Origin of the sequence: Janthinobacterium sp. EB271-G4-7A, assembly GCF_020858075.1 — a bacterium.
Taxonomy (GTDB): domain Bacteria; phylum Pseudomonadota; class Gammaproteobacteria; order Burkholderiales; family Burkholderiaceae_D; genus Janthinobacterium; species Janthinobacterium lividum.
On record NZ_JACYMI010000001.1, the window covers coordinates 1922807 to 1947403 of the forward strand.

Annotated in this window: 23 protein-coding genes; 9 read left to right on the forward strand and 14 right to left on the reverse strand. The window is 61.1% G+C overall.

The genetic code is table 11. The features are described from left to right. The gene (locus tag IGS58_RS08745) at positions 1-1443 is read left to right on the forward strand and encodes an efflux transporter outer membrane subunit (protein WP_230522214.1); all 1443 of its coding nucleotides are present in this window, start codon (positions 1-3) and stop codon (positions 1441-1443) included. Positions 1444-1618: 175 nt separating this feature from the next. Further along, complete coding sequence (locus IGS58_RS08750) at positions 1619-2176, forward strand: fasciclin domain-containing protein (protein ID WP_442908358.1); 558 nt, start codon at positions 1619-1621, stop codon at positions 2174-2176. Between the two features lie 67 nt (positions 2177-2243). Here the strand turns inward: IGS58_RS08750 and IGS58_RS08755 are convergent, their stop codons facing one another. The 7 genes from IGS58_RS08755 to IGS58_RS08785 all read right to left on the reverse strand — a co-directional run bounded on the left by IGS58_RS08755 (position 2244) and on the right by IGS58_RS08785 (position 7864). Next, a complete protein-coding gene (locus tag IGS58_RS08755) occupies positions 2244-2507 on the reverse strand; it encodes a hypothetical protein (RefSeq protein WP_230521116.1) in 264 nt (87 codons plus the stop codon). 42 nt (positions 2508-2549) lie between these two features. Continuing rightward, positions 2550-2888: a hypothetical protein gene (locus tag IGS58_RS08760; RefSeq protein ID WP_070258028.1), complete on the reverse strand. Its 339-nt coding sequence runs from the start codon at positions 2886-2888 to the stop codon at positions 2550-2552. A gap of 115 nt (positions 2889-3003) precedes the next feature. Then, positions 3004-4026, reverse strand: a complete 1023-nt coding sequence (locus IGS58_RS08765) for a serine hydrolase domain-containing protein (protein ID WP_230521117.1) — start codon at positions 4024-4026, stop codon at positions 3004-3006. A 115-nt stretch (positions 4027-4141) separates the two neighbouring features. Next, on the reverse strand, positions 4142-5752 hold the full coding sequence (locus tag IGS58_RS08770; RefSeq protein WP_230521118.1) for a GDYXXLXY domain-containing protein: 1611 nt from the start codon (positions 5750-5752) through the stop codon (positions 4142-4144). After that, positions 5749-6708 (reverse strand): DUF2157 domain-containing protein, encoded by a 960-nt coding sequence (locus tag IGS58_RS08775; RefSeq protein WP_268989820.1) that lies wholly within the window; start codon positions 6706-6708, stop codon positions 5749-5751. The genes IGS58_RS08770 and IGS58_RS08775 overlap by 4 nt, the downstream gene beginning before the upstream one ends. A gap of 298 nt (positions 6709-7006) precedes the next feature. Continuing rightward, entirely contained in the window at positions 7007-7339 is a 333-nt protein-coding gene (locus tag IGS58_RS08780) for a hypothetical protein (RefSeq protein ID WP_070258035.1), read from the reverse strand. 216 nt (positions 7340-7555) lie between these two features. Next, a complete protein-coding gene (locus tag IGS58_RS08785; RefSeq protein WP_034783132.1) occupies positions 7556-7864 on the reverse strand; it encodes a hypothetical protein in 309 nt (102 codons plus the stop codon). 213 nt (positions 7865-8077) lie between these two features. Between IGS58_RS08785 and ligD the strand changes: the two genes are divergently transcribed. Next, positions 8078-10576 carry a DNA ligase D gene (gene ligD / locus IGS58_RS08790; RefSeq protein WP_230521119.1) on the forward strand — a complete coding sequence of 833 codons (2499 nt, stop codon included), beginning with the start codon at positions 8078-8080 and terminating at the stop codon, positions 10574-10576. Here ligD and IGS58_RS08795 read toward each other — a convergent pair. From IGS58_RS08795 to IGS58_RS08805, 3 genes are all read right to left on the reverse strand, one after another. Then, positions 10560-12881 (reverse strand): PAS domain S-box protein, encoded by a 2322-nt coding sequence (locus IGS58_RS08795; protein ID WP_230521120.1) that lies wholly within the window; start codon positions 12879-12881, stop codon positions 10560-10562. The two genes, ligD and IGS58_RS08795, sit on opposite strands and share 17 nt — an antisense overlap. A 105-nt stretch (positions 12882-12986) precedes the next feature. Next, positions 12987-13862: a non-homologous end joining protein Ku gene (gene ku / locus IGS58_RS08800; protein ID WP_230521121.1), complete on the reverse strand. Its 876-nt coding sequence runs from the start codon at positions 13860-13862 to the stop codon at positions 12987-12989. 3 nt (positions 13863-13865) lie between these two features. Next, positions 13866-14852: an SDR family oxidoreductase gene (locus IGS58_RS08805; protein WP_070258043.1), complete on the reverse strand. Its 987-nt coding sequence runs from the start codon at positions 14850-14852 to the stop codon at positions 13866-13868. Between the two features lie 127 nt (positions 14853-14979). On the opposite strand from IGS58_RS08805, the gene IGS58_RS08810 reads away from it, so the two are divergent. The 6 genes from IGS58_RS08810 to IGS58_RS08835 all read left to right on the forward strand — a co-directional run bounded on the left by IGS58_RS08810 (position 14980) and on the right by IGS58_RS08835 (position 18462). Continuing rightward, complete coding sequence (locus tag IGS58_RS08810) at positions 14980-15549, forward strand: TetR/AcrR family transcriptional regulator (RefSeq protein WP_070280414.1); 570 nt, start codon at positions 14980-14982, stop codon at positions 15547-15549. Positions 15550-15616: 67 nt separating this feature from the next. Then, complete coding sequence (locus IGS58_RS08815; RefSeq protein ID WP_230521122.1) at positions 15617-17257, forward strand: SulP family inorganic anion transporter; 1641 nt, start codon at positions 15617-15619, stop codon at positions 17255-17257. Continuing rightward, positions 17254-17643, forward strand: a complete 390-nt coding sequence (locus IGS58_RS08820) for an Imm1 family immunity protein (RefSeq protein ID WP_081345769.1) — start codon at positions 17254-17256, stop codon at positions 17641-17643. The genes IGS58_RS08815 and IGS58_RS08820 overlap by 4 nt, the downstream gene beginning before the upstream one ends. A gap of 1 nt (position 17644) precedes the next feature. Further along, positions 17645-17929, forward strand: a complete 285-nt coding sequence (locus IGS58_RS08825) for a hypothetical protein (protein WP_230521123.1) — start codon at positions 17645-17647, stop codon at positions 17927-17929. After that, positions 17919-18296: a DUF2750 domain-containing protein gene (locus tag IGS58_RS08830; protein ID WP_070258048.1), complete on the forward strand. Its 378-nt coding sequence runs from the start codon at positions 17919-17921 to the stop codon at positions 18294-18296. Before IGS58_RS08825 ends, IGS58_RS08830 begins: the two co-directional genes overlap by 11 nt. Further along, on the forward strand, positions 18274-18462 hold the full coding sequence (locus IGS58_RS08835; RefSeq protein ID WP_139144227.1) for a hypothetical protein: 189 nt from the start codon (positions 18274-18276) through the stop codon (positions 18460-18462). Before IGS58_RS08830 ends, IGS58_RS08835 begins: the two co-directional genes overlap by 23 nt. Before the next feature lie 4 nt (positions 18463-18466). On the opposite strand, the gene IGS58_RS08840 is transcribed toward IGS58_RS08835, so the two are convergent. The 4 genes from IGS58_RS08840 to IGS58_RS08855 form a co-directional block, all read right to left on the reverse strand. Next, positions 18467-18946 (reverse strand): GNAT family N-acetyltransferase, encoded by a 480-nt coding sequence (locus tag IGS58_RS08840; protein WP_230521124.1) that lies wholly within the window; start codon positions 18944-18946, stop codon positions 18467-18469. A 71-nt stretch (positions 18947-19017) separates the two neighbouring features. After that, on the reverse strand, positions 19018-20043 hold the full coding sequence (locus IGS58_RS08845) for a T6SS immunity protein Tli4 family protein (RefSeq protein WP_230521125.1): 1026 nt from the start codon (positions 20041-20043) through the stop codon (positions 19018-19020). A 101-nt stretch (positions 20044-20144) separates the two neighbouring features. Beyond that, a complete protein-coding gene (locus IGS58_RS08850) occupies positions 20145-22004 on the reverse strand; it encodes an esterase/lipase family protein (protein ID WP_230521126.1) in 1860 nt (619 codons plus the stop codon). Next, positions 22001-24595: a type VI secretion system Vgr family protein gene (locus tag IGS58_RS08855; protein ID WP_230521127.1), complete on the reverse strand. Its 2595-nt coding sequence runs from the start codon at positions 24593-24595 to the stop codon at positions 22001-22003. Before IGS58_RS08855 ends, IGS58_RS08850 begins: the two co-directional genes overlap by 4 nt. Positions 24596-24597: the final 2 nt, after the last annotated feature.

The following is a 24597-nucleotide window of genomic DNA, read 5'->3' on the forward strand; positions in this document are numbered from 1 at the left end:
ATGGCAGCAGCCGTGTTGCTGGCGGCCTGCGCGGCGCCGGAGTTCAAACAGCCGCAGATCGAGACGCCGACGGCGTTCAAGGAAGCGCAAACGCCTGCCGTGCAGACGGCGGCGGACGGCACGCGCTGGAAGCAGGGCGTGCCAGCCGAGCGCCAGGCGCGCGGCGAGTGGTGGCTGGCCTTCAATGATCCGGCCCTCACAAGCCTGATCAACGAAGCCACGCAGGCCAATGCCAACCTGGCGGTGGCCGCCGCCCGCGTCAAGCAGGCGAGGGCGATTGCCGGCATCGCCGAAGCGGACCGCATCCCGCAAGTGGGCGTGAACGTGGGCGGCCAGCGCAACCGCGCTTCCGCCGTGTCGCTCGGCTTGCCGAACGGCGCGCCGGTGGCTGCCACGAATGTCTACCAGGCGAATCTGACGGCCAGCTACGAAGTCGATCTGTTCGGCAGGGTCGCCTCGAACGTCAGCGCCTCGCGCAGCGATGCGCTGGCCGTGGAAGCGACATACCGTTCTGTGCTGCTGTCCTTGCAGGCCGACGTGGCGCAGACCTATTTCCAGCTGCGCGCCACGGATGCCGAACTGGCGACCCTGGAACAGACGGTGCGCCTGCGCGAGGAAAGCGTGCATGTGAACCAGCGCCGCTACGACCTGGGCGACATCGGCGAATTCGACCTGTCCCGTGCCCGCACGGAGCTGTCGACGACGCGCGCCGAAGCCATCGGCCTGCAGCGCCAGCGCGCCACCAGCGAACATGCGCTGGCCGTCCTGCTGGGTAAACCTGCCGCCAGTTTCACGGCGACCGTCAACCCGCTGCAGGACAGCGGCTTCCTGCCCGTGATCCCGGCCGGCATGCCGTCGTCCCTGCTGGAGCGCCGTCCCGACATCGCGTCGGCGCAGCGCACCATGGAAGCGTCGAATGCGCGCATCGGCGTGGCGAAATCGGCCATGTTCCCCGCCTTGACCCTGAACGCCTCCGGCGGCGGCGCGTCCGATACCTTCTCGGACATCTTCAAGTGGAGCAGCCGCTCCTGGCTGCTGGGCGCCCTGATGTCGATGCCGATCATCGACGGTGGCCGCAACAAGGCAGCCGTGAGCCGCAGCGAAGCGCAGCTGGAAGAGTCGGTGGCGACGTATCGCCAGAGCGTGCTGGTGGCGTTCGCCGAGGTGGAAGACAACCTGGCCGGCCTGCGCATCCTGTCGGGCCAGACGCAGCAGATCGACGAAGCCGTCGTTTCGGCACGCCGCTCGGCCGACCTGGCGCAAAAGCTGTACGACGCGGGCCGTTCCAGCTACCTCGATCTGCTGGACGCACAGCGCAACCTGGCGGCCATCGAGCGCAATGCCGTGCAGCTGCGCGGCAACCGCGCCGTCACCACGGTGGCGCTGATCCGCGCCCTGGGCGGCGGCTGGGGCGAAACGGAGCCGCAGGTCGCGGCCAACTAGTTTCCCGGCACCGCGGGCTGGATCAATCCGGCCCGCGACGCGGGAGCCTGCCAAGAACGGCGTCGTGCACTGCACGGCGCCGTTTTTCTGTTTTCAGCGAGTTGAATCCGTTTGCGGAACGGCGCCGTAAGTACTCCTGCAATCACGCAAACGCAGTCATCCAGGAGATATCATCATGCGCACCTTCGTTCCCGCAGCATTGTTCATTACGTCCATGCTGGCCGCCAGCGCCCCGTTTGCCGCCGACATGACGACCATGGTGGGTGGCCAGAGCATGTATCCGTCCAAGGATATCGTCGATAACGCCGTCAATTCGGCCGACCACACGACCCTGGTCGCTGCCGTCAAGGCGGCCGGCCTGGTCGACACGCTGAAAGGCAAGGGTCCATTTACCGTGTTCGCGCCGACGAATGCGGCCTTCGGCAAGCTGCCCGCAGGCACCGTCGAGACCCTGGTGAAGCCGGAAAACAAGGCGACCCTGACGAAGATCCTTACCTACCACGTGGTGCCCGGCAAATACGACTTCAATGCGCTGGCGAAGGAAATCAAGATGCACGACGGTAAAGCCACCTTGCCCACGGCCAGCGGCGGCAAGCTGATGTTCGCCATGAACGGCATGCACAACATCGTGGTGATGGACGAGGGCGGCAACAGCGCCAATATCAGCACCTATGACGTGTACCAGTCGAATGGCGTGATCAATGTGATCGACACGGTGCTGATGCCGAAATAAGCGGACGAAAAAGCGGACGAAAAAAAAGACAGGGGAGGCCCTGTCTTTCTGGTTTGTGCTGCCGCGATTACTTGGCTGGCGCTGCTGGCGTTGCCGGTACTGCTGGTTCCGCAGGCGCTGCCTTGTCGGCTGGCGCGGCTTTCTTTGCCTTGTGATGCTTGGCTTTCTTGTGCGCCGCTGGTTTGGCGGCGGCTGCCGGCGCTTCGGCCTTGACGACAGGGGCGACGACAGGAACCGGTGCCACTGGAGCGACTGGCGCGACGGCTGGCGTCTGGGCGAAAGCGGCGGTGGCGAACAGGCTGGCGATCAGGGTGGCGATAACTTTTTTCATTTTAAGATCCTTGGTATGCGTGGTCAGTAAAGTGTGTCGGAATTACTTGGCTGGCGCCGCTTCGGCGGTAGCCGATGCCAGCTTTTCGTCAGCCTTGGCCTTGGTTTTCTTGGCTTTGTGGTGTGCCTTGGCTTTGGTGGTGGCCGCTTCCGCTTTGGCGCTGGCGACGTCCGTTTTTGCGGCGACAACGGCTTTCGCTTCTTTGGCATCCGCCTTCACGACGGCTTGCGCTTCCTTGGCGTCCGCTTTCACGACGGCCTTGGTGTGGGCCGCTTCCACTTTGGCGGGCGCTGCCGGAGCGGCCGCAGGTGCTGCCGGGGTTTGGGCGAAGGCTGCAGTTGCGAACAGGCCGGCGATCAGGGTAGCGATTACTTTTTTCATGGTGCAGTCCTCAGTGGTGGTTTGTCTGGTATGTCTGTTGGTGTCGGGATGATTCCCGTGTCACTGAGCATAAAACGCGCCCCCGGACGCTTGCGTTGACGGTCATTACAAACGCTTACATCTGCGTTGCATCCGCTTTCAGGATGGCCTTCAGGATGTCTTCCGACCGGCGCTGTCCATACCCCTTGCCATACGCGCTCGATGCGATGCTGACCACCATGCGACGGGCGGGTATCACATAGATCTTGTTGCCGCCATTGCCCGAGGCGAAATGCACGGCAATCTTCTGTCCTCCGACGTCCTGCGTCTTCGCGTACCAGAAATAGCCGTAGCTGTCGGCGTAGCGGTCCACGGCGCCGATGGCCACGCGCGGCGCCAGCGCCGCTTGCAGCCAGGCGGCATCGATTACCCTCTTGCCGTCAAATACGCCTTCGTCGAGCACCATCTGGCCGATCCTTGCCGTGTCGCGCGCGCGCAGCGACAGATTGCCCTGGCCTTTCGGGTGGCGTGCCACGTCGCGGCCCCAGCTCCAGCGGGTGATGCCCAGTGGCGCGAACAGCACCCTGGCGGCGTAGTCTTCCAGGTCGGCGCCGCTGGCGTTTTCCACCACTCTGCCCGCGACATATGACCCCAGCGAGTTGTAGCGATACATGCTGCCCGGCGCCGTGGCAGCCGGCACGCCGCGCACGAAGGCGGTGGGGTCGGGCGCCGCATCGAGCTTGTCTTCATTGCCAGGCGACTGTTCGTCTTCATCGAAGGCGGCCAGGCCCGAACGCATGGTCAGCAAATCGTCGAGGGCGACCTTGCCCGCCCGGCTGCCAGCGACTTCGGGCCAGTAGTCTCCCACCGTTTTTGTTGTCGCCAGCTGGCCGCGCGCCACGGCCGCGCCCACCAGCAGGGCGGTGATGCTCTTGCCGGCCGAGCGGATGTCGTGCAGGGTATCGGCCGTCTCGCCGTTGTAATAGCGTTCGGCCACGACGGCGCCATCGCGCAGCACGACGACGGCGCGCAAATCGCCATGGCTGTCGCGGTCCTGGGCTTGCAGGACTTGCGCCAGGGTGGCGGGTGTCCTGTCCTGCGCCAGGACAGGGCCGGACAGGAAGAGGGCACTCAATAGTGAAAAGGACAGGTGGCGCATGGACAGCTTTCGTGGCGATGGGCGGATTGCCAGTGTCGCCCAATTACGCGGTCTTGTGGCATTTTCCCCTGCCTGTTTGATGAAGTTTGCATACAACGGGCACGCTGGTGTTTCCTCACAGCGCCTGCAAATCCTTGCCGCGCAAATTCACGAGAATGATTTTTCCGTTAGGCATGACGCGGAATTCACCGTAACGGGCTTGCCACCAGCGTTCGCCGTTGCCCTCCTTGAAAAACCATGCGTTGCTGGCCATGACCAAGCGTGAATTTTTGCGATGTATTTCGATCAGAAATTCATTGGATGCCAAAGTCTCGTCCTGGTGCAAGCGCAGCATCGTGCCGATGTTGCGGGCATCGCGTGTGGCGATTATTCTAAGGGGTGTCTGATAGGCGTAGTTAATGTCACTGGATGTGTCGTTGAAAAAATTCAAGCTCATGTAATCGCCTTGCATCAACGAGCGTGGATCGAGGATCCTCAATTCAAAGAAGACTGGCTGTCCATTTTTGATCAGCTGCTCGCGGTTCCAGATGGCTGCATTGCCGATAATCAGCACAGAGAGCAACGTTGCGGCAACAGCCATGCCGGACCGTGCCGGGTGTGTGGCAAGCGTTTGGCTTCCAATTACTGTCTTTGCCATGCTGCGCGCCGCCAGCAACGCGCATGCGCCCAGCAAGACGCCGATGGCGGCCAGCATTGCGGCTTTTTCCATCAGCAGCCAGTTCGGGTTGTAATAAACGCTGCCAAGGATCCAGGCAGCGGCAAGCCCGGCTACCATGGACAGCGAGCGCCTTCCGGTAGCCAGGCTGACGGCGAGTATCAGCAAGACCGGTCCCAATGCCGGCAAGTACCAGGCCAGGATGGCCAGCACCAGTGCCAGGATGGCGCTCAGAGTTCGGCGCAAGCCTGGCCAGGCGCACAGCAGCAACGCGGCAGCTACGAGGGCCAGGAGGCTTGACTCTCTGCCCCAGTAGTTACCCGGGAGGCCATTGTCACGAGCCTTGAACAGGTCTTGTGCGAGCACGCCTATCCAGCCCGTATTATCCATGATGGCACTTATCAGGAAGGCCATTCCTGACCACAGGCAGAAGCCAGCCAGCATGCACAGTGCCCAGCCCGACGATATGGCCGCGAGCGCGTCCGCGCTTCCCTGGTCGTCTGGTTTGTTAAACACGGCGTACTGTACATACGTTAGAAACAGCCAGATTGCCAGTACCGTGAGGCCGGCTTCGAACAACATGTCCGAGGTAAGACTGTGCTCATGCAGCCAGTCCACGCCATGCGGTAACTGTGCGAGCACCAGCAGGGCGCAGGTTGGTGCGGCAAGCAGGGTGCGCAGCCACGCGATCGGTAGCAGGATGGCCATGGCAAGCACGAACAGCGCCAAAAGGGCAGCGGCCACGTTCGTGTTCAGGTCGCGGAATAAGGAAAATCCCAGCAGTAGCAGGCCAGCAATGATCGCTGGCGCTGCGAATTGCTGGATGAAGAAGTAGCGTTTAAGGCTGCGAACCCCCAGCACGGTACAAGCAAGGAGCAGGGTGCCGGCGATATAGCCGGCCTGCCCTTCGATCAGTCGATCTTGCGCATACAAGGCGAACGCGAATGTCAGGGGGATTGCCGCCAGCCAGGCGCCGATAGCGATGAGCATCTGCAGCGGCCATGGCATGCCTGTTGAAGCTGAACGTGCCATGCCTGGAGTCGCCTGGTGCACGTCGAGGCGGGCGTTCATGCACTTACCTCGGTGTGATGCAGTTGATGCCGCCATAGCAGCCAGTAGCCCGTCGTTGCCAGCATGCCGGCCGCAGTGAGCCCCACAAAGATCAGTACTGCTGGCAGATCACCATCGGATAAAAGAACGGCCAACCATGTCGTCAGGATGGTATTGGCACCCAGGGCGATGATGCTGTGGCAGATCACATCATGAAAGCGTGGCAGGAGCAGGACGAGTATTGCTGTCAGCACGAGCAGCAGCGGCAGACCGTATGTCGGTTTCGAATCGAGCAGCAAGCCCAGGGCGATGGTGCCTGCCATCAGCGTGGTCAACGCGATGGCCATGCGTAGTGGCCAGGCGCCCGCGCCCGTCCAGCGTGCCATGAAGGGTGTCATCGCTCCGCATAGCGTTACCGAGATTAGTAAGCTGGCCGCATAGTGACCCATGTACATTGCATCGATGTCCCAGCGATAGGTTGCCATGTCGGACAGCCATAAGGTGGAGGCGCTGAAGCTGACCAGTATCCAGGGTATCCACAGCACATCGCTGCGCGTCGCCAGACACAAGGGCATGGCAGCGATGGCCCAGGCGGCGAATAATTGCCAGGGATCGCTACTCGTCTGGTAGGTCTGGCTGAAATACCCGAATAGGGCGCCCATGAACAGCATGGCCGTCAAGAGCATGGGGGTCCTGGCTGTCGTCGAACGAAAGCCGATTAGACCGCTGCCTGCAAACAGGGTTTGTAACAGCAGGAAATGGCTGGCGCGGCCAAAAAGATCCCAGTTGGCCGCTACCCACAAAATCAGACTCAAACCCAGCATGGCGGCGGCCAGCAGCGCTGTAATCCGCAGTAGCCAGTGGGCGACGTGTGGTGGTTCCCCAGCCAATCCATTTGGCCCCGGCGGAGATGCTCGCTGCCCTTTTTCGACGCTTGGATGGGATGAGAATCGGGATACGGCGCAGCGTAGGTTCATCGGCAGCTTTCAAGTTGGTACGGCGTCGCGGATGCACGCATTCGCGTGCCGCCTCAGCGGGGTGGGGCAGCGAATAAGCGGAGTTTGGAATAACAGTTCTGATGAAGGATAGCCTGAATGTGCATGATGCCGAACTTGGCCAGGCGATGAAGTTTTGCTGCCGCGCAAGAATTGTGTCAATAACATGCGCAGCAAAAAATATGGACAAAAAAAGGACAGCCGAAGCTGTCCCTGGATTTCGAAGTGGTAACGCTGGCGCAGACCTGGCGGACGCGCTTGCGTGACTACACCATCGCGCTTATTTTGCCGGCGTGGCAGCAACTGCTGCGTCTGCTTTGGCCGCATCCGCTTTCACTTTGGCTTTGCTGGCCTTGTGATGGGCCTTGGCCTTGGTGGCTTTGGCGTCGGCCTTGGCGCTGGCCACATCGGCTTTCGCATCGGCGGCGACGACCGCTTCCTTGGCATCGGCTTTCACGACGGCCTTGGTTTCCTTGGCTTCAGCCTTGGCCACGGCTTTCGTGTGGGCCGCTTCCGCCTTGGCGGGAACCGATGCTGCGGGAGCGGCAGGGGTTTGGGCGAAGGCTGCGGTAGCGAACAGGCCGGCGATCAGGGTAACAATTGCTTTTTTCATGGTGCAGTCCTCGGTGGTGGTTTGTCTGGTGTGCCGGGATGATTCCCGTGTCACTGAGCAGAAAACGCGGCCCGGAAGGGAATGGTTGACCTGGTTTACACTTTCTTACAATCAGGTGATTTGAGCGACGTTAATTGAAGAAGAAAGTGTGAAAATGCAAAAAGACAGCCGAAGCTGTCTTTTTGCATGGTGCCTCCCGCCATGGCGGGATGGCGATTACTTCGCTGCTGCGGTCGCTTCAGCCTTGTCTTCGGCGGCTTTTGCCTTGGCCTTGGTGGCTTTGTGATGGGCTTTGGCCTTGGTGGCTTTGGCGTCGGCCTTGGCGCTGGCCACATCGGCTTTCGCATCGGCGGCGACGGCGGCTTCTTTCGCATCGGCTTTCACGACGGCCTTGGTTTCCTTGGCTTCCGCTTTTGCCACTTCCTTGGTGTGCTTGGCTTCGGCCTTGGCAGGCACGGCTGGCGTTTGAGCAAAGGCTGCGGTAGCGAACAAGCCGGCGATCAGAGTAGCGATTACTTTTTTCATGGTGCAGTTCCTCGAGAAGTGGGGTTGTAGTTCAGGAGATGCATTTCCCCTGTCACTGAGGCAAAAACGCGCCGTACGGCAATAGCGTTGACAGCGATTCGGGCTAATTACAAACACTTACATTTGCCGGGGCAGGTACTCTGTTAGCTGGCGTACCGCGCCAGGGACGGCAGCGGCCTAGACTCGATGCCATCGTCACCGCATGGGTCCGCCATGAAAGCCGCCTTGAAAACCTATCAAGCCAAGCGCAATTTCGCCGCCACGCCCGAGCCTGCGGATGGCGGCGAGGAAGCGGGCGAGGCGCTCACCTTCGTCATCCAGAAGCACTGGGCCAGCCGTTTGCACTATGACTTTCGCCTGGAACTGGACGGCACGATGAAAAGCTGGGCCGTGCCGAAAGGGCCCAGCTACGACCCGCGCGACAAGCGCATGGCGGTGCAGGTGGAAGACCATCCGATTGCGTATGCCGGTTTTGAAGGCACGATCCCCGAAAAGCAGTATGGCGCGGGCAAGGTCATCATCTGGGACAAGGGGACGTGGCAAGCCCAGCCGGCCACGCCTGATGCGCGCAAGGCGCTGGCGGCCGGCGAGCTGAAATTGACCCTGCATGGCCACAAGATGCATGGCAACTGGGTGCTGGTGCGCATGAAAGGCAAGGGCGATAAACGCAGCGCAAAGCAGCCTGCCTGGCTGCTGATCAAGGAAAAGGACGACTATGCCCGGCCGGCACTGGAATTTTCTGTCGTGGACGAGTTTCCCGACAGCGTCAAGAACAAGGCCATGCCCAAGCGCAAGAAGAGCGCGGACGGCTCCGCAGCGCCGGATGCCGATTTGCCCGCCACCCTGTCGCCGCAGCTGGCTACCCTGGTCGATGCGCCGCCGCCAGACGCGCAGCAGTGGCTTTTCGAAGTGAAATTCGACGGTTACCGCATCCTTGCGCGTTGCGATGGCGAACGGATCAATTTGATCACGCGCAATGGCAATGACTGGACGGAAAAACTGCCGAAGCTGCGGCAGGCGCTGGAACAGTTGAGTTTGCCGCCAGGCTGGTATGACGGTGAAATCGTCGTCAACGACGCCAGCGGCCACCCGGATTTTGGCGCCTTGCAGCGCGCGTTCGATGCGGAAACGACCAGCGAGATCGTGTATTACCTGTTCGACGTGGCGTTTTTCGATGGCCACGATCTGCGGGGCCAGCCTGTCGAGGCGCGCAGGGCGTTGCTGGAACAGTTGCTGCAGAGCTTGCCAGCGTCGCCCCTGGTGCGCTTCAGCGCCGCGCTTGACGCGACGCCGCAGCAGATACTGGCCCACGCCTGCCGGCTGGGGCTGGAAGGCGTGATCGGCAAGCGGCGCGGTTCGCCCTACGTCTCGCGGCGCTCGGGCGACTGGATCAAGCTCAAATGCGGGCTGCGCCAGGAATTCGTCATCGGCGGCTATACGGCGCCGCAGGGCGCGCGCGAAGGCATCGGTTCTTTGTTGCTGGGCGTGCATGATGACCAGGGCAGGCTGCTCTATGCGGGCAATGTGGGTAGCGGCTTCGACGATGCCAGCCTGCGCGAATTGCGGCGCCGGCTTGACGCCCTGGCAGCCGGGACGAGTCCGTTCGCAGGCAAGGCGGGCGGCGTGCGCCAGCCCATCTGGGTCAAGCCGCAACTGGTGGCCGAAGTGAGCTTTGCGCAATGGACCAGCGGTGGCGCCGTGCGCCATGCCGTGTTTCACGGCTTGCGCGAAGATAAACAGCCAGCCGCCATCGTGCGCGAGCGGGCGCAGCGAATCGACAGGGAGAAGACGATGCAGAGCAAATCCACGCCAGACGGCGTCTTGCCGGCCAGTTTCAAGGTCAGCCATGCGGACCGGGTGATCGACCGGGACAGTGGCGCGACGAAGATCGACCTGGTGCGCTACTACGCGCTGGTGGGCAAGCTGATGCTCGTGCACTTGCGCGGGCGGCCCGTGTCGCTGGTGCGCGCGCCGGCCGGCGTGGGCGGCGAGCTGTTTTTCCAGAAGCATGCGGACACGTCCAGCATGCCCGGCGTCAAACAGCTCGATCCCGGCCTCGATCCGGAGCATGCCTGCATGCTGGAAGTGGCCAGCGCACAGGGCTTATTGTCTGCGGCGCAGTGGAATGTGGTGGAATTTCACACGCAAAACGCCCTGGCCAGCGCCTATGACACGCCGAACCGCCTGGTGTTCGACCTGGACCCGGGCAAGGGCGTGGCCTGGCCCGCCATCCGCGAGGCGGCCGTATTGCTGCGTGCCTTCCTGACGGAGCTGGGACTGCCCGCCTGGCTGAAAACCAGCGGCGGCAAGGGCTTGCATGTGTTCGTGCCGATCCGCCCGAAACACGATTGGGATACGGTCAAAGCGTTTTCGCAAGCCATCGTGGCGCACATGGCGCAGCTCATTCCGCAGCGCTTCGTCCTGAAAAGCGGCCCCGACAACCGCGTCGGTAAGATTTTCATCGATTATTTGCGCAATGGCCGGGGCGCCACCACCGTATGCGCGTGGTCTGCCCGCACGCGGTCGGGGCTGGGCATTTCCGTGCCGCTGGCCTGGGACGAGCTCGACAAACTGAAGGCGGGCGATCAGTGGAACGTGGGCAATGTCCACAGCCGTCTCGACGTGGGCAACGCGCCATGGGACGGCTACGCGCGCAGCGCGAAGGGCATCGATGCGGCGATGAAAAAGCTGGCCTTTACTCCTCCGGCTTGAACGGCAGGACGGCGCGCGCCAGCTGCAGCGCTTCCTCGATGGCCGCGTTAAGCAGGGTGATCTCGACGGGCTTGGTCAGGTAGCGAAAAAAACCCGCGGCCAGGCCATGCCGGATATCGCCCTTCATGGCGTTGGCCGTCAAGGCGATGACGGGGATGTGCGCCGTGCGCGTATCGTTGCGCAGGATGCGCTGCGCCTGGTTGCCATTCATGCCGGGCAAGTTGATATCCATCAGGATCACGTCGGGGCGGCGTTCCAGCGCCAGCGCGATACCCTGGCGGGCGTCGGTGGCCGAGATCATGCGCAGATGGGGCAGGAAGCTGACGATATCTTCCACCAGCCGCAGGCTGGCCGGATTGTCTTCCACATACAGCAGCAGGGCCTGGCCGCCGGCATCGTCCCGGACGTCGCAGGCGGGTTCGGGCAGGTATTCCGGCTGCCGGTTGGCGGGCGGGGCGGTCATGGTGTCGAGTTCGATCCAGAACACGCTGCCCACGCCGACGCAGCTGTGCACGCCCATGCTGCCGCCCATCAGCTCAACCAGGCGCTTGGTGACGACCAGGCCGATGCCGGTGCCTTCCTCGCTGCCTGCCTCCTGTCCCAGGCGGTTGAACGGCTGGAACAGCTCGGCCATCTGTGCGTCGTCCAGTCCCTTGCCCGTGTCGCGGATGGCGATGCGCACGCGCTGCGCCCCGGGCTGCGACACTTCCAGCTCTACCTTGCCGGCCGGACGGTTGTACTTGATGGCGTTTGACAGCAGGTTCAGCAGCACTTGCTTGAGGCGCGTATGGTCGGCCCTGAGCGTCAGCGCCTCGCAGGCTGGAAACACCAGGTGAATCTGGCGCTGCTGCGCCTGTTCTTCCACCATCACGCGCACTTCCTCGAGCAGCACGGGCAGCGCCACCGCTTCCATCGACAGGCTCAGGCTGCCTGATTCGATCTTCGCCAGGTCGAGGATTTCATTGATCAGGGTGAGCAGATGGCGGCCCGAGGTGACGATGTTTTGCACGAAAGCGCGTTTTTGCAGCACGGTCGCGGGCAGGGCTTCATTGGCCAGCAGCTGGGCGAAGCCGAGGATGGCGTTCAGCGGCGTGCGCAATTCATGCGACATGCTGGTAAGAAAGCGGTCCTTCGCCTGGCTAGCCCGTTCCAGTTCGATTTTCTGTTCGTTCAGCGTGCGCTCGATGCGCTTGCGCTCCGTGATGTCGCGGATAGCTGACGAGACCAGCACGCCTTCCTCCGTTTCCAGCGGCGACAGGCTGATTTCGACGGGAAATTCGGTGCCATCGCGGCGCAAGCCATACAGTTCCAGGCCCGCGCCCATGGAGCGGGCGCGCGGCGCCGCGGAAAAGGACTGGCGGTGATGCGGATGATCGTGTGCATAGCGGGCCGGGATCAGCACTTCCACATTGCGCCCGAGCAACTCCGCGCGCGAATAGCCGAACAGGCGTTCCGTTTGCGAGTTGACGAGCACGATCTCGCCATCGCCGTTGACGATGACGATGGCGTCCGGCGCCGATTCAAGCAGGCCGCGGAACTTCTGCTCGGCCCGGCGGCGGTCGCTGACGTCGCGGATGGCGCTGATGACGAAGGTGCCGATTTCCGTCTGGATCGGCGACAGGCTGATTTCCACAGGGAATTCGACGTTGTCCTTGCGCAAGCCCAGCAATTCCAGGTCGGCGCCCATGGTGCGCGTGCGCGGCTGGTCGAAATAGCGCGCGCGGTGCCCCACGTGCGCATGGCGCAGGCGTTGCGGCAGCAGGCTATCGATTTGCCTGCCGCTCAATTCGCCTTCCGCATAGCCGAACAGGCGCTGCGCCTGCTGGTTGGCCAGCACGATGGCGCCCGTGGCATTGACCATGATGACGCTGTCCGGCGTCGATTCGAACAGCACGCGGTAGCGCACGTCGACGAACTGGGCGTCGCGCGCGGCCTTCAGCAAGGTCGTGTCCTTCATGGTGAAAATCAGGTAGCGGTGGCCGTTCGGCGCCGCGTGGGCGGCCTGGCATGCCACGTCGACGTAGATGAGCTCATCGTCGTTGCGCCGCCGCAGCGATTCGCGGTCGTAGCTGCCGTGCAAGGCCAGCTGCTCGTCGATCAGGGCGGGCGCTTCTGCCTGTCCCGGCAAGGAGATCAGTTCCCACAGCGTGCGGCCCAGCGCTTCGTCGCTGGCATAGCCGAAGATGCGCTGCGCCCCGGCTGTCCAGCGCACGACGGCATGCTCTTCGTTCGTGATGACAACGCCGCCAGGGGCGTTGCTGAGGATAAGCTGATCGAACTCGGCATCCATTTTTTCCGCACGCATGACAGGGCTTGCCGGGTGGCAGGCCTGTGCATAACGTAGCGAGAAGCTGGATCAAAGTCAATGCATTTATATGATGGCAGAGTCTCGCTAAGCGGGTGGGGTGGTTCAGGCCGCCTTGCGCCTGGCGGGCGGTGGCTTGCGGGCAGCGGACGAGGCCGCGCGCTTGCGGGCCGGCGCGGCGGACGTTTTCTTGCCCATGCTTTGCTGCAGCAGGGCGACCAGGTCGATCACGTTGTTGCCGTGCTCTTCTGCTGGCTCGGGCGCGGGCGGCGTGATGGTCTTGGTCTGCCTGGCCTTGATTTTCTTCTTGACCAGCGCCAGCACGTCTTCGCGGTAGCTGTCGTGGTATTGCCCAGGTTCCCACGCTTCGCTCATGCCTTCCACCAGCGACAGGGCCATCTTGAGTTCCTTGTCGGAAATGCCGGCCGATTTCAGGGTGCTGCCGGGCAAGTCCAGGTCGTCTGTGGGGCGGATTTCATCGGCGTAGCGCAAGGTGTTGAGCACGATGGCGTCGCCCACGCACACGAGTGCGCACAAATGCTGCTTGGTGCGCATGACCACACTGGCGATGCCCACTTTGTTCGCCTTGCGCAAGGTTTCGCGCAGCAGCGCATAGACTTTTTCGCCGCCCTTGGCGGGCAGCAAATAATACGGGTGCTCGTAAAAGGTCAGCGGCACCTCAAGCGCATCGACAAAGGTCAGTATGTCGATGGTTTGCGTGGCCTTCACATTGGCTTGCCTTAAATCTTCCTCGGACAGCACCACATACTCGTCCGTCTTGTATTCATAGCCCTTGATGATGTCGTCCCACTCGACTTCCTTGCCCGTCTTCTTGTTGTAGCGCTTGTAGCCGATGGGTGAAAAGTCGCGCCGGTCCAGCATGGACAAGTCCAGTTCATGGTCGAGACTGGCTGAAATCAGCTCGACGGGGATGTGCACAAGGCCGAAGCTGATGGCGCCTTTCCACAGTGCGCGCGCCATCGCCTAGTCCCCCACCGTGCCGGTGATGGGCAGGACGATGCCCGTGATGTAGCTGGAACAGGCGGGCGAGGCCAGGAAGACGTAGGCGGGCGACAGTTCTTCCGGCTGGGCCGGGCGGCGCATGTCCGTGCCCTGGCCGAATTTCTGGATGTCCTCTGGCGACTTGTCGGCCGGGTTGAGGGGCGTCCAGACGGGCCCGGGCGCGATGGCGTTCACGCGTATGCCCTTGTCCAGCAGGTTGCCGGCCAGCGCCATGGTAAACGCATGGATGGCACCCTTGGTGGTGGAATAGTCGAGCAAGTGCTTCGAGCCTTGCAAACCCGTCACGGAGCCCGTGTTGATGATGGATGCGCCCCGCTGCAAGTGGGGCAGGACGGCCTTGGCCATATGAAAGTAGCCGTAGACATTGGTTTTCATGGTGAGGTCGAAGCGTTCCTCGCTCAGGTCCAGCAAGGATTCCGCATGTTCCTGGAAGGCTGCGTTGTTGACCAGCACGTCGATGTGCGTGAATTTGTCCAGCACCTGGCTGACGGCTTGCTGGCAAAAGCCCTGGTCGCGCACGTCGCCGGCAATCAGGAGGCAGCTCTGTCCTTCCGCTTCCACGTAGCGCTTGGTTTCGTGGGCGTCCGCGTGTTCGTTCAGGTAAATGATGGCGACATCCGCCCCTTCGCGCGCGTACAGCACGGCCACGGCGCGGCCGATGCCGGAATCGCCGCCCGTGATGATGGCGACCATGCCGGCCAGCTTGCCGCTGCCGCAGTAGTCGGGCGCCAGGAAGCGGGGTTTCAATGCCATCTGTGCTTCAAGGCCGGGCTTGTCCAGGTGCTGGGCGGGCAGGGGAGGCGTCGGCTGGTTGCGGTGGCCTGTCTGCACGGGAGGCTTGCTTGCCTTGCCTTGCTTGGCGGCATCGCGCTGCTTGTCTTCCTGATCCTGCTCCTGCTGTATGCTGCGCTGCAAGTTACCGGCGGACTGGTCCTTGTTCTCGTTCATGCTGGCCTCCCTGGAAACGAAGATCCAGTATCGGCGCGGCAACCGCATCCAACGGTGCGCTTGCTAACAGAGTGGCGCAAACAGGCGTAAAGTTATATGATGGTTGACATAAATGTGGGAGGGCAGCATGAAGGTAAGCAGGGAACAGGCGGCGCTGAACCGCGAGCGCATCGTGGAGGTGGCGGCCAAGTTGTTCCGCGAAAAGGGCTATGACGGCATCGGCGTGGCCGATTTGATGAAGAACGCGGGCCTGACGCATGGCGGCTTCTATGGCCATTTCGCGTCCAAGGAAGACTTGATGATCGAGGCGTGCCAGCATGCCCTGGAGAAATCGCTGGAAGGCTGGCAGGCAAAGGTCGCCAGCGACCCGCAGCGGGCGTTGCCGGCCATTATCGACAATTATTTGACCACCCGGCACCGCGACCAGCCCGGCGGCGGTTGCCCGGCGGCGGCCATGGGCGTCGACGTGGCGCGCATGTCGCCCGGCGCGCGTCCCGCGTTTACGGCGGCCACGCAGCAGCAGTTCGCCTTGCTGCAGGGATTGCTGCCCGACGGCGCCCCGGAAGAGCGGCGCCAGCAGGCGATCGCCACGTTTGCCGCCATGGTGGGGGCCATGGTGCTGGCCCGTTCCGTCGATGACGAAGCCCTGTCGGCGGAGATCCTCGATGCCGTGAAGGCGCAATTGCTGCAAGAGTGAACGCGTTCCCCCTGTCAGCCGGCCGCGTCGCATGATAGGCTTCGGTTTTCAGATTTCGGGATCATCCATGCTGCTCTGGCTCAGGCAATACCGGCGTCCTCTGTTGGCCGGAGACATCACTGCCGGTATCGTTGTCGCCATGATGATGGTGCCGCAAGGCATGGCTTATGCGCTGGTGGCCGGCTTGCCGCCCGTGGTGGGCATCTATGCCAGCATCTTGCCGCCCGTGCTGTACGCCCTGTTCGGCAGCAGCATGACGCAATCGGTGGGCCCCATGGCCATCGTATCCCTGATGACGGCCGCCGCCCTGGCGCCGCTGGCCGACCCCGGCTCCTCCCTGTATATCGTCCTGGCCGCCCAGCTGGCCTTCATCAGCGGCCTCGTCCTGTTGCTGTGCGGCGTGCTGCGCCTGGGCTTCATGGCCAGCTTTTTGTCGCGCCCCGTGATCAGCGGTTTCAGCAATGGCGCCGCGATCCTGATCATCTGGGGCCAGATCACGCCCTTGCTGGGTGCCACCTGGCCCCACTGGCATACGCCCAGCCTCATGCTTGGACTGTCCGGCCTGTTGTTCCTGTGGCTGGCCAAGCGTTATCTGTCGCGCCTGTTGCAGCGTTGCGGCCTGAACAAGGTGGCGGCCGACGTGGGCGCGCGCCTGGCGCCGATGGCGCTGGTGCTGGCCGGCATCGCGCTGGTCGCCTATGGCGGCCTGGAAGCGATGGGCGTGCAGACGACCGGTCACGTGCCCAGCGGCTTGCCGGGCCTGAACCTGGCTACCTCGAGCGCCCATTGGCGCACCCTGCTGTCGCCGGCGCTCCTGATCGCCTTCATCATCTTTTTGATGAGCATGTCCGCCGCCCAGACCCTGGCGCAAAAACGCGGTGAAAAGCTGCAGACCAACCGCGAACTGCTGGGGCTGGGCGCGGCCAACGTGGCCAGCGCGCTGTCGGGCGGCTTCCCCGTCACGGGCTCGATTTCCCGCTCGGCCGTCAATTTCCAGGCGGGCGCCAACACGCCCCTGGCCAGCATCATCACGGCCGGCCTGCTGGCGCTGGCGCTGGTGGCGCCCACGGGCTGGCTGGCCCTGCTGCCGCTGCCCGTTCTGGCGGCCACCATCATCTTTGCCGTCAGCAGCCTGCTGGATTGGGACACCTTGAAACTGTCGTGGCGCTACGACCGCAGCGATGCGCTGGCCCTGCTGGCGACGACGGCCGGCGTGCTGGTGCTGGGCGTGGAAGCGGGCGTGGTGATCGGCGTGCTGTTGTCGATGGGCACCCTGATCTGGCGCGCCAGCCGCCCGCACATCGCCGTGCTGGGCCGCATCCCGAATAGCGAGCACTTCCGCAACGTGGAGCGCTATGAGGCGCAGACCTTGCCGGACGTTTTGCTGTTGCGCATCGATGCGGGCCTGTTCTTCGGCAACGTCGAAGCCGTGACGGAGCGCGTGGAAGACGAGTTGCGCGGCCACCCGACGGCGCGCCACCTGGTGTTGGTGTTGTCGGCAGTCAACCAGATCGACAGCACGGCCTTGCTGGGCTTGATCGAACTCAACAGCGCGCTGATCAAGCGCGGCATCAGCCTGAACCTGGCCGAAGTGAAAGGGCCCGTGATGGACCGCCTGCGCCAGAGCAGTTTATTGCAAGACCTGAGCGGCAAGCTGTACCTGAGCACGGCCCTGGCGACGGCCGATCTAAGTGGGGAAAAAGCATGACGATGGAACTGAATCTGCACGGCGAGCCGCGCGTGGTGGATAGCATCCTTGCGCTGGAGCAAGCGCTGCAAGAGGCGCGCGCGCAGGCGCAGTGCGAGCTGTGGCTGACCTTGGCCACGGACGCGGAGCAGGGCCCGGCCCTGTGCATGTTGCGCAATGGCGGCAATGCCTGGCTGATGTATCTGTCGGGCCAGGACGACCTGAGTTTTCACTCGCTGGGCGACGAGGAGGCAGACGGTGCCTGCAGCTATCTGCTGTCGAATGGCCAGGTGGACGAGTATCCCGAGGCATGGTGCGTGGAGGTGGAACAATGCCAGCGGGCATTTGCCGAGTTTTTCAGGACGGGCGGCGCGCGGCCGGCCGCCATCGCGTGGGAGGCGGATTGAGATGCCGCAAACCATCATCGCCGATATCGACCGGGACTTGCTGGCCGCGCTGGACGCGAGGGCAGGGTTGCTCACGCTGCGCGCCATCCTGCTGCGTTACAAGGCCAGCGGCGTGACGGCCGCGCAAGTGGCCGCCTTGCTGCAGGAACTGCGCCCGTCTATGGAGGACGGCGCGCAGGAATGGCCGCTGGAAGACGTGATACTGGACGCCCTCGACATGGTGACGGGCTGGTGCACGCCGCAGCTGCGGGTATGGGACGGGGCAGGAGACGAGCATGCATCCTGAAAAGTTCAAGCAGGTGGCGGGGCTGCCGTCCGCCGAACGCCATGCCTACTTTGTGCGCAAGGCAGCCGATACGCAAGAAGTGTGGGGCTTGTACCGCGATGGCTGGGCCACGGCGCAAGTCGACGGCAAGGTTGCCATCCCGTTCTGGCCGGAAGCCGCGTTTGCGCAGGCGTGCGCCAGCGGCGAATGGGAACATTTTCAGCCGCGCGCCATCGCGCTCGGCGATTTCCTGGCCAAGTGGCTGCCCGGTATGAACCAGAATGGCCAGTTGGCTTTCGTCTTCCCTGTACCGCAAGGCAGCGCCAGCATCGCGGCGTCGGCTGATTTACTGAGGGATTTGCAACATGAATCAGAGCAATATGAATGAGGGCAAGGAACGCCTGGACGCCTGGTACGACGGCTCGGCGATTTGTCTGATCGCCGTCGGCGCGCAAGGCGACCCGCTGGACCTGGGCGGCGATGAAGTGCGCGCCCTGATCGCGAAGCTGCAGCACTGCCTGGCCGAGTCCGAGGCGGGCGCGGTGCCCGACTGACGGTTCAGGCGGGCGTTAACGCCTTTTCCATCGCCACGCTGGACAGGCTGATGCCGCTCGGGTGCGCATATGCTTGCTCGCGCAAGGCTGTAAAGCCGGCAGCCGCGTAAAACGGCACGGCATTGAGCGACGCGGACAGGTGCAGACGCGCAATGCCGCGCCCGCGCGCCAGTTGCTCCAGCGCCGCCAGCAGGCGCTTGCCGATACCCAGGCCCGCGTGCGCGGGATCGACGAACACGGCGTCCACTTCCTGCTTGTCCGCATCGAGCATGGCGTAACCGGCAATGATCTCGCCCTGCATCGCCACGATGCCCCCACCCGCAGCCAGCATGGCGGCATAAGAGTCCGGCACGGGCGAGGCAGTCCACACAGTAATTTGCTCCGGAGCATAGTGCGTGGCGCAACTGACGCGCACGGCCACCGTGCGCAGGGCCCACAGGGCGTTGATGTCGTCGGGCAGGGCGGGGCGCAGGGTAATGGGCATGGAAGCCTTCCGGGCAAAAGGCCATGCTAGCGCAATGGCTGGCTGGGCGCCAGCAGGGGCTTATCTGACCGTCACTGCGCCGGCTGGTCCGGATCGATATAGTACGAACCGGGCGGCGCACCCGGCACTTTCACCCGGAACTTCAGGCCGGACAGCAGCTTGTCCCACAAGGCGATCGCCTCCTCGTCGGTCAGCGACGATGCTTCGGCGGCGCCGACCATGTTGTGGGCGACCTTGGTGAACATCCTGACCTCCAGTACCGATGGATTCGCGATGTCCTTTGGTTTGCCTACCAATGCCCATTCAAAATCATGGACACCGTCGGTACGCCGTATCAGCGACTCTTCGCCTTTCCAGTGCTGGACGTTGCGTTTGCCTTCGCGTAGCACGGTTCTTTTGGGATAGCGATTGCCTTGCCGGTCTTTTGCTTGCTGAATTCGGTGAATTAAGGAAAGGGCACCTCTCACATTATTTTCGAACTCAGCAGGCGAGTAGTCACCATAAGCGTTCTTATTCGAGCTGACGGAGAACGTTACATCTGGGAAGCTTGGGAGATACAGTCCCGTATTGACTATTTCTTGTTCGTCATAAATATTGTCAAAAATGAATCCATAAGGAATACAGTTGCCGGATTCGGACGGTATCTCATCTTCTTTGCGTAGGTGTAAATTTTTTGCGCGAACTACTTGTTTTTGTTCAGCACTTTGCTTGGTCTGGCCTTCTGGGGTCGAATCTCCTATCGTAAATGTTATGTTTCCTTTTGTAATGTATGTGTTGAAATATATATCACCTTCATTTTTGGTGTATTCATTCTCAAAATACTGAATCTGCCAACTGTCTTCAATTGGACCTATGCCGTTGTAGATAATTTCCGAGGTTGGACTATTGAACTTTATTTGTTCAATATCCCCTAAAACCTGTATGTCCCTCCCTACCAATCCATCGGTTCTTATTCCAATCGTTGATGGGAGGGATGTCTCGCCAGAAATCAATTCAGCCTCTTGCGGTATGCGCAGGGCATAACGCCCAAAACATACTAATTTCGTTTGCAGAAAGAGCACTTCAAAACGTTTAGTAAGAGCGATATTTTCTGACACGGCATTCTCCTCGATGGTACTTCGTGCTTTGCAAGGTTGAAATAATCCAAACAATGCAATGGTAGTGAAAAGAATTAATATTTTTTTTTGACTAAACATGATTAGGTCCACTTTGCGGTTTTTGCGATTTGTATGATGGAATACAGCATTGAAGCAAGTACATTGGGATTTGAATAGCTATCTTGATGTCCGTAATCAGTGCCATCTTTTACCCCGTGAATAAATAATCTTTCTTTTTTAAAGCACTTCTCTAAATTTTTTGATGGAACTGTGTCATCGCCAGCGGCGCTGGCTGGCATTAGCTTTAATCGTAATTTTCGAGTGCCAGCTTGAACAACAAGCTCATTTTTAGCATTGTCTTCAAGTAGTGTCCATTTTTCCGATGGAGGTAAATTTTGAATTTCCATAGGAACTGATAGTCCGCTGTTGAGTCCTTCAATTACTTTAAATACGACAGTCCCATAACTTAACCTCTTTGGTGAGGCGCAGTAGCTTGCAAAGGTGGTGGTGTGAAAAGTTTCTTTTATTGAGTTCAGGAATTTGAATGCATCGTTAAGCCTATACTTGACCTTCTCAAGGCCACCTCCACTTTTTTTGTCGATGTTTGCCGGATTTATCCATTTCGGATTTATCAGCCGCCACCACGCATTCGGTGGCTGCAAGTAAATAGCATCCAATGCTGTAGCGCCCTCGCGCGGCCAGCTCCACAGTTCTTTGTCTTGCTGATCTACCACCCTGAGCCATTTTTCACCGTAGACGACGCCAGGCATCATCTCCAGCGGTGCCGGAGCATTCGCCAGAATAGCGGTCGCATGGATGCCATTGATGCCAAGTACCTCTGCTTCGTATTCACCCGCAGTAGTGTCTTTTTCCTGAAAGCCGAAGCGCATGCGTTTATATGCTCCGGCGGCGCCGATGGCGGGCATAACACTGTGATAAATGCCAAGTATTGTCAGGTCCTTGTCGTTAACTATTTTTCCATAGTCGGGATGTATCAAGGCGCGGGCCAGCAGGCCACCCATGCTGTGCGTGACCAGAATGACTTCATGACACTTGAAGCCTCGCTCACGATAACCTTTGACCAGGCCTTTTAGGCGTTTGGCAATGGTCACGGCAGTGACGCCATTGCTCTGCACAAAGTTGTAGCCCATCGCGTGAACTGGATACCAGCATGCCGCGATTTTTTTCAAGTCTTCTTCAGTTATGGGATTACCTGATATGCCACCAAACGTGGAAGGGTCTTTCATCACCGACGCACTCAAGCCACTTGTGCCGCGCCAGACTGGATGCAGCTTTCCACCAAACACTATATTGTTCATATGTTTTTCAGTGTGTTGAAGCATGGAGCCATAAGCGCCATCAAACAACACTTCACTCCAGCCGCGCCATCGCGCCACCTGCGCTGGAGTTGCGAACGCTTGCGGTTTTCCTTGTACCGGACGACTGCCGGGATTGATTCTGTTCGATCCAATCAGGGGGGGAATGGGTGTCAGACTGTCAGGAACATTCTGATGTCGCATATCGGAAGCCATTGTTTCTGGCCCCTCCGCGTCAAATCGTCCATTGTTTTCTGTGTAATGGTAATATTCGACTTCTGTTTCGTTGGGGTCAAACACCAACTGACGTTGTTGAGGCGTAGCCTCTCTGAACCATCCGCCCAAACCAGTTCCGGCGGCGACATCTGCCATTCCCCCCACCCCCATCAAGTCGTCCGGTCGCCATGCTCGATTGTCTGGGCGCTCCAACCGTTTTTGTCGTGCCTTGGAGGTACGTAAGTTGCTGCCCATGACACCTGGCAGAAAAATGATCGGTATAACTTTGCCGGGGGGCTTGGCGACTTCATGGCGTGCTGTATCGCTGGTTCTGGTCATCTGCACTGCATACTCAGCCCATCCGCCCACACCCTGTGTAAATTGTCTTGGATGATTGCCGCGTTTGTTCAGCTCATCGTTATCACTCATGGCAGTTCTCCTTTGTATCGAATCACATAGCTGTCCATGCCGGTGGATTTTTGTAGGCTCGTCGAGCCGTCGTCACCGCTTTTGCCAGCCATGTTGCCGTCCTCTCGCAGTATTTCAAAATCGATGCCGACAGCGGGTTCGTCGGCCGCTTCCATCAACAACACTTCCTGATCAAAGCTGCTGCTTGGCCTCTCATTGAATTCCTGCGACACGCTCTTCGGTGCCAATGTTTCCAGGTTGCCGTTAAAGAGCACGGGAGAAGAGGTGAAGAACTGCACCTTGTCGCTGATTTCCAGCATGTGGTTGGCGCCGTGCAGGCGTACGCCTTTTTTGCCCTTGATGTTGACCCAGTCCGCTTCGCTGATCAGAGACAAGACTTTCTGGGCGAGGATTTCCACCTCGTCGCTGTGGGCCTGGATGGACACTTTGCCGCTGGCGGCGATCAGTTTCATGCCGGCCTTGTGCACGAACAGGCTGAAGGTCCTGGCAATGCTGGCAAACATGCTGTCGCCGCTGGCGAGTGAAATATGCTTGCTGCTGGAGAGCGCCACATGCTCGCTGGCGGCGAGGTGGATGGACTGGGCCGTGCTCAACTCGATGCCGGCCGGGCTGGCCAGCAGCAAATGCGGTTCGGACAGTTCCGGGAAATCGCCGCCGGCGCCCTTGATTGCGGCGTTTTGCCGCTGGATGGACTCGGCGACGGCGCCTTGTTGTGCTGCGCTGTCTTGCGCGCCCGCGTCGACAGCCATGCCGGCCAAGCCTTGCTGCAGTTGACGTGCTTGCGCCAGACGGGCCTGTGTTTCGTCGAGTTGCTTGACGGAGCCGCCACCTGCCGGTGTTTCGGTGGTAATCAGCATGCCTTTGGCCGCGCGCAGGGCGCCCCAGGCGCTGCTGGCCAGTTCAAAGCCCACGCCGCGCGCTTCCTTGCGGCCGGCATTGTCGTCGATGCGGGTGATGTTGCCCAGTGATAGCCGGCTGTCCTGGTGTTCGCTGCGCAGCTGCGCCTGGATCGCACCCTTGGTATCGTCGAGCACGAGATGGTTGGCGCTGCGGGCGCCCAGTTCACGGCTGCGCAAGCCGGACAGGGCACGCTGCTGCGGCAGTTGCCACGGCGGCGGATTGGCGCTGTTGTAGACCACGCCGATGACGATAGGGTGGTCGATATTGCCGTCTTGAAATTGCACAACGACTTCCTGGCCCACGCGCGGCAAGGCGATGTGTCCCATTTGCGGACCCGCCATCGGCATCATGACGCGTATCCATGGCGAGCTGCGCTCATCGAATTCACCCAGACGATCCCAGTGAAACTGCAGGCGGATGCGTCCCAGTGCATCGGTATGGATTTCCTCTCCGGCCGGTCCGACCACCAGCGCCGTCTGCACACCGGCAACCACGCACGGTGTGCTGTTGTAGTCACGACCCGGCCGCCAGCGGATGTCCCGACGCACGCACACCAACTTGTTGACATAGTGGGAAGGTGTGCCAGAGCCAAGCTGATAATTATTGCTGGCGCTATGCATGACTGACAGGATCAGGTACTCGCGTTCGGCAATATTGTCTGGGCGCTCCTGGCCAGGCTGATAGCGTTTTTCCTCGGCGCTGAAATGCCCATCGAGCCGGAAACAAAGGCCGGGCTGTGCGCCACGGTGATTGCCTGCCGCCTCGAAATACTGGCGCAGATGGTCGCTTTCTTCCATGCGGCGCTGTGCCAGGGATTCCCCATCATCGACATTCTTGTAGCCATAGGCGCCCGTGTTTTCATACAGTTCGTGGGAAAATACGTCGCCTTGGCGATTCAGGGAGTAGCCGCTGGCAAGGCGCGGCTGGGGATTTTTATAGTCGAAACTGGCCAAAGTCAGCTGCCCGGAGCCGATCCGGCGCACGGCTTGCCACTGTTGCAGGCCATCGTCTTCCATGGCACCCGATTCGGCGTGAAAACGCATGGCTCCGTCTCCGGACGCCGTGGCGACCATGTCCGCCAGGGTGCTGTTGTCCGCGAGCCACAGCGTATGGCCATCGGCGCGGTGTTCGTACCAGTAATGCCAGCCCAGCGCTTCCCAGCGCCGGTGCAGGTGGTTATAGTCGGTCTCATTGTGCTGGTTGGCGCAGGTGATCTGCGGATCGTCGCCATGGATGCTGGTTTTCCAGTCGCGCTGCTCGTAGTATGCGAACGTTGTTTCGGTCAGCTGCATCACGCTTTGGCCATGAAAGGACACATTGTCCTGGCGCAGGCGGGCGAAGGCCAGCCATGGTTGCAGCACCATGCGGTACCACGCAAAGCCGCCATCGGCGCGCAGCAGGCAAAACTCGCCCACATAGCCATTGAAGTGGCGCAGCGTGCCATCGTCGCGCACCATGGAAATGCTCACCATGCGGCCCATCATGGCCTTGAGCGCAATATGCGCGTCATCGGACAGCAGTTCGGCCTCGAAACGGAAGTCGCGCGACACCTCCTCCCTGGCAGTCAGCGAATTGACCAGCAGGATGGCGCCGGCTGGCCCATCTTCATGGGGGAAATCGATCTTCAGCAGGCGCCGTTCTTGCGCGGCGAGGTCGAAGGCCGACAGTGCCGCCTGGATGCTTGCATGCATGG

Coding starts and splice junctions, on each gene's coding strand:
- IGS58_RS08745 (WP_230522214.1), top strand. CDS start 1: ATGGCAGCAGCCGTGTTGCTGGCGGCCTGCGCGGCGCCGGAGTTCAAA.
- IGS58_RS08750 (WP_442908358.1), top strand. CDS start 1,619: ATGCGCACCTTCGTTCCCGCAGCATTGTTCATTACGTCCATGCTGGCC.
- IGS58_RS08755 (WP_230521116.1), bottom strand. CDS start 2,507: ATGAAAAAAGTTATCGCCACCCTGATCGCCAGCCTGTTCGCCACCGCC.
- IGS58_RS08760 (WP_070258028.1), bottom strand. CDS start 2,888: ATGAAAAAAGTAATCGCTACCCTGATCGCCGGCCTGTTCGCAACTGCA.
- IGS58_RS08765 (WP_230521117.1), bottom strand. CDS start 4,026: ATGCGCCACCTGTCCTTTTCACTATTGAGTGCCCTCTTCCTGTCCGGC.
- IGS58_RS08770 (WP_230521118.1), bottom strand. CDS start 5,752: ATGAACGCCCGCCTCGACGTGCACCAGGCGACTCCAGGCATGGCACGT.
- IGS58_RS08775 (WP_268989820.1), bottom strand. CDS start 6,708: ATGAACCTACGCTGCGCCGTATCCCGATTCTCATCCCATCCAAGCGTC.
- IGS58_RS08780 (WP_070258035.1), bottom strand. CDS start 7,339: ATGAAAAAAGCAATTGTTACCCTGATCGCCGGCCTGTTCGCTACCGCA.
- IGS58_RS08785 (WP_034783132.1), bottom strand. CDS start 7,864: ATGAAAAAAGTAATCGCTACTCTGATCGCCGGCTTGTTCGCTACCGCA.
- ligD (WP_230521119.1), top strand. CDS start 8,078: ATGAAAGCCGCCTTGAAAACCTATCAAGCCAAGCGCAATTTCGCCGCC.
- IGS58_RS08795 (WP_230521120.1), bottom strand. CDS start 12,881: ATGCGTGCGGAAAAAATGGATGCCGAGTTCGATCAGCTTATCCTCAGC.
- ku (WP_230521121.1), bottom strand. CDS start 13,862: ATGGCGCGCGCACTGTGGAAAGGCGCCATCAGCTTCGGCCTTGTGCAC.
- IGS58_RS08805 (WP_070258043.1), bottom strand. CDS start 14,852: ATGAACGAGAACAAGGACCAGTCCGCCGGTAACTTGCAGCGCAGCATA.
- IGS58_RS08810 (WP_070280414.1), top strand. CDS start 14,980: ATGAAGGTAAGCAGGGAACAGGCGGCGCTGAACCGCGAGCGCATCGTG.
- IGS58_RS08815 (WP_230521122.1), top strand. CDS start 15,617: ATGCTGCTCTGGCTCAGGCAATACCGGCGTCCTCTGTTGGCCGGAGAC.
- IGS58_RS08820 (WP_081345769.1), top strand. CDS start 17,254: ATGACGATGGAACTGAATCTGCACGGCGAGCCGCGCGTGGTGGATAGC.
- IGS58_RS08825 (WP_230521123.1), top strand. CDS start 17,645: ATGCCGCAAACCATCATCGCCGATATCGACCGGGACTTGCTGGCCGCG.
- IGS58_RS08830 (WP_070258048.1), top strand. CDS start 17,919: ATGCATCCTGAAAAGTTCAAGCAGGTGGCGGGGCTGCCGTCCGCCGAA.
- IGS58_RS08835 (WP_139144227.1), top strand. CDS start 18,274: ATGAATCAGAGCAATATGAATGAGGGCAAGGAACGCCTGGACGCCTGG.
- IGS58_RS08840 (WP_230521124.1), bottom strand. CDS start 18,946: ATGCCCATTACCCTGCGCCCCGCCCTGCCCGACGACATCAACGCCCTG.
- IGS58_RS08850 (WP_230521126.1), bottom strand. CDS start 22,004: ATGAGTGATAACGATGAGCTGAACAAACGCGGCAATCATCCAAGACAA.
- IGS58_RS08855 (WP_230521127.1), bottom strand. CDS start 24,595: ATGCATGCAAGCATCCAGGCGGCACTGTCGGCCTTCGACCTCGCCGCG.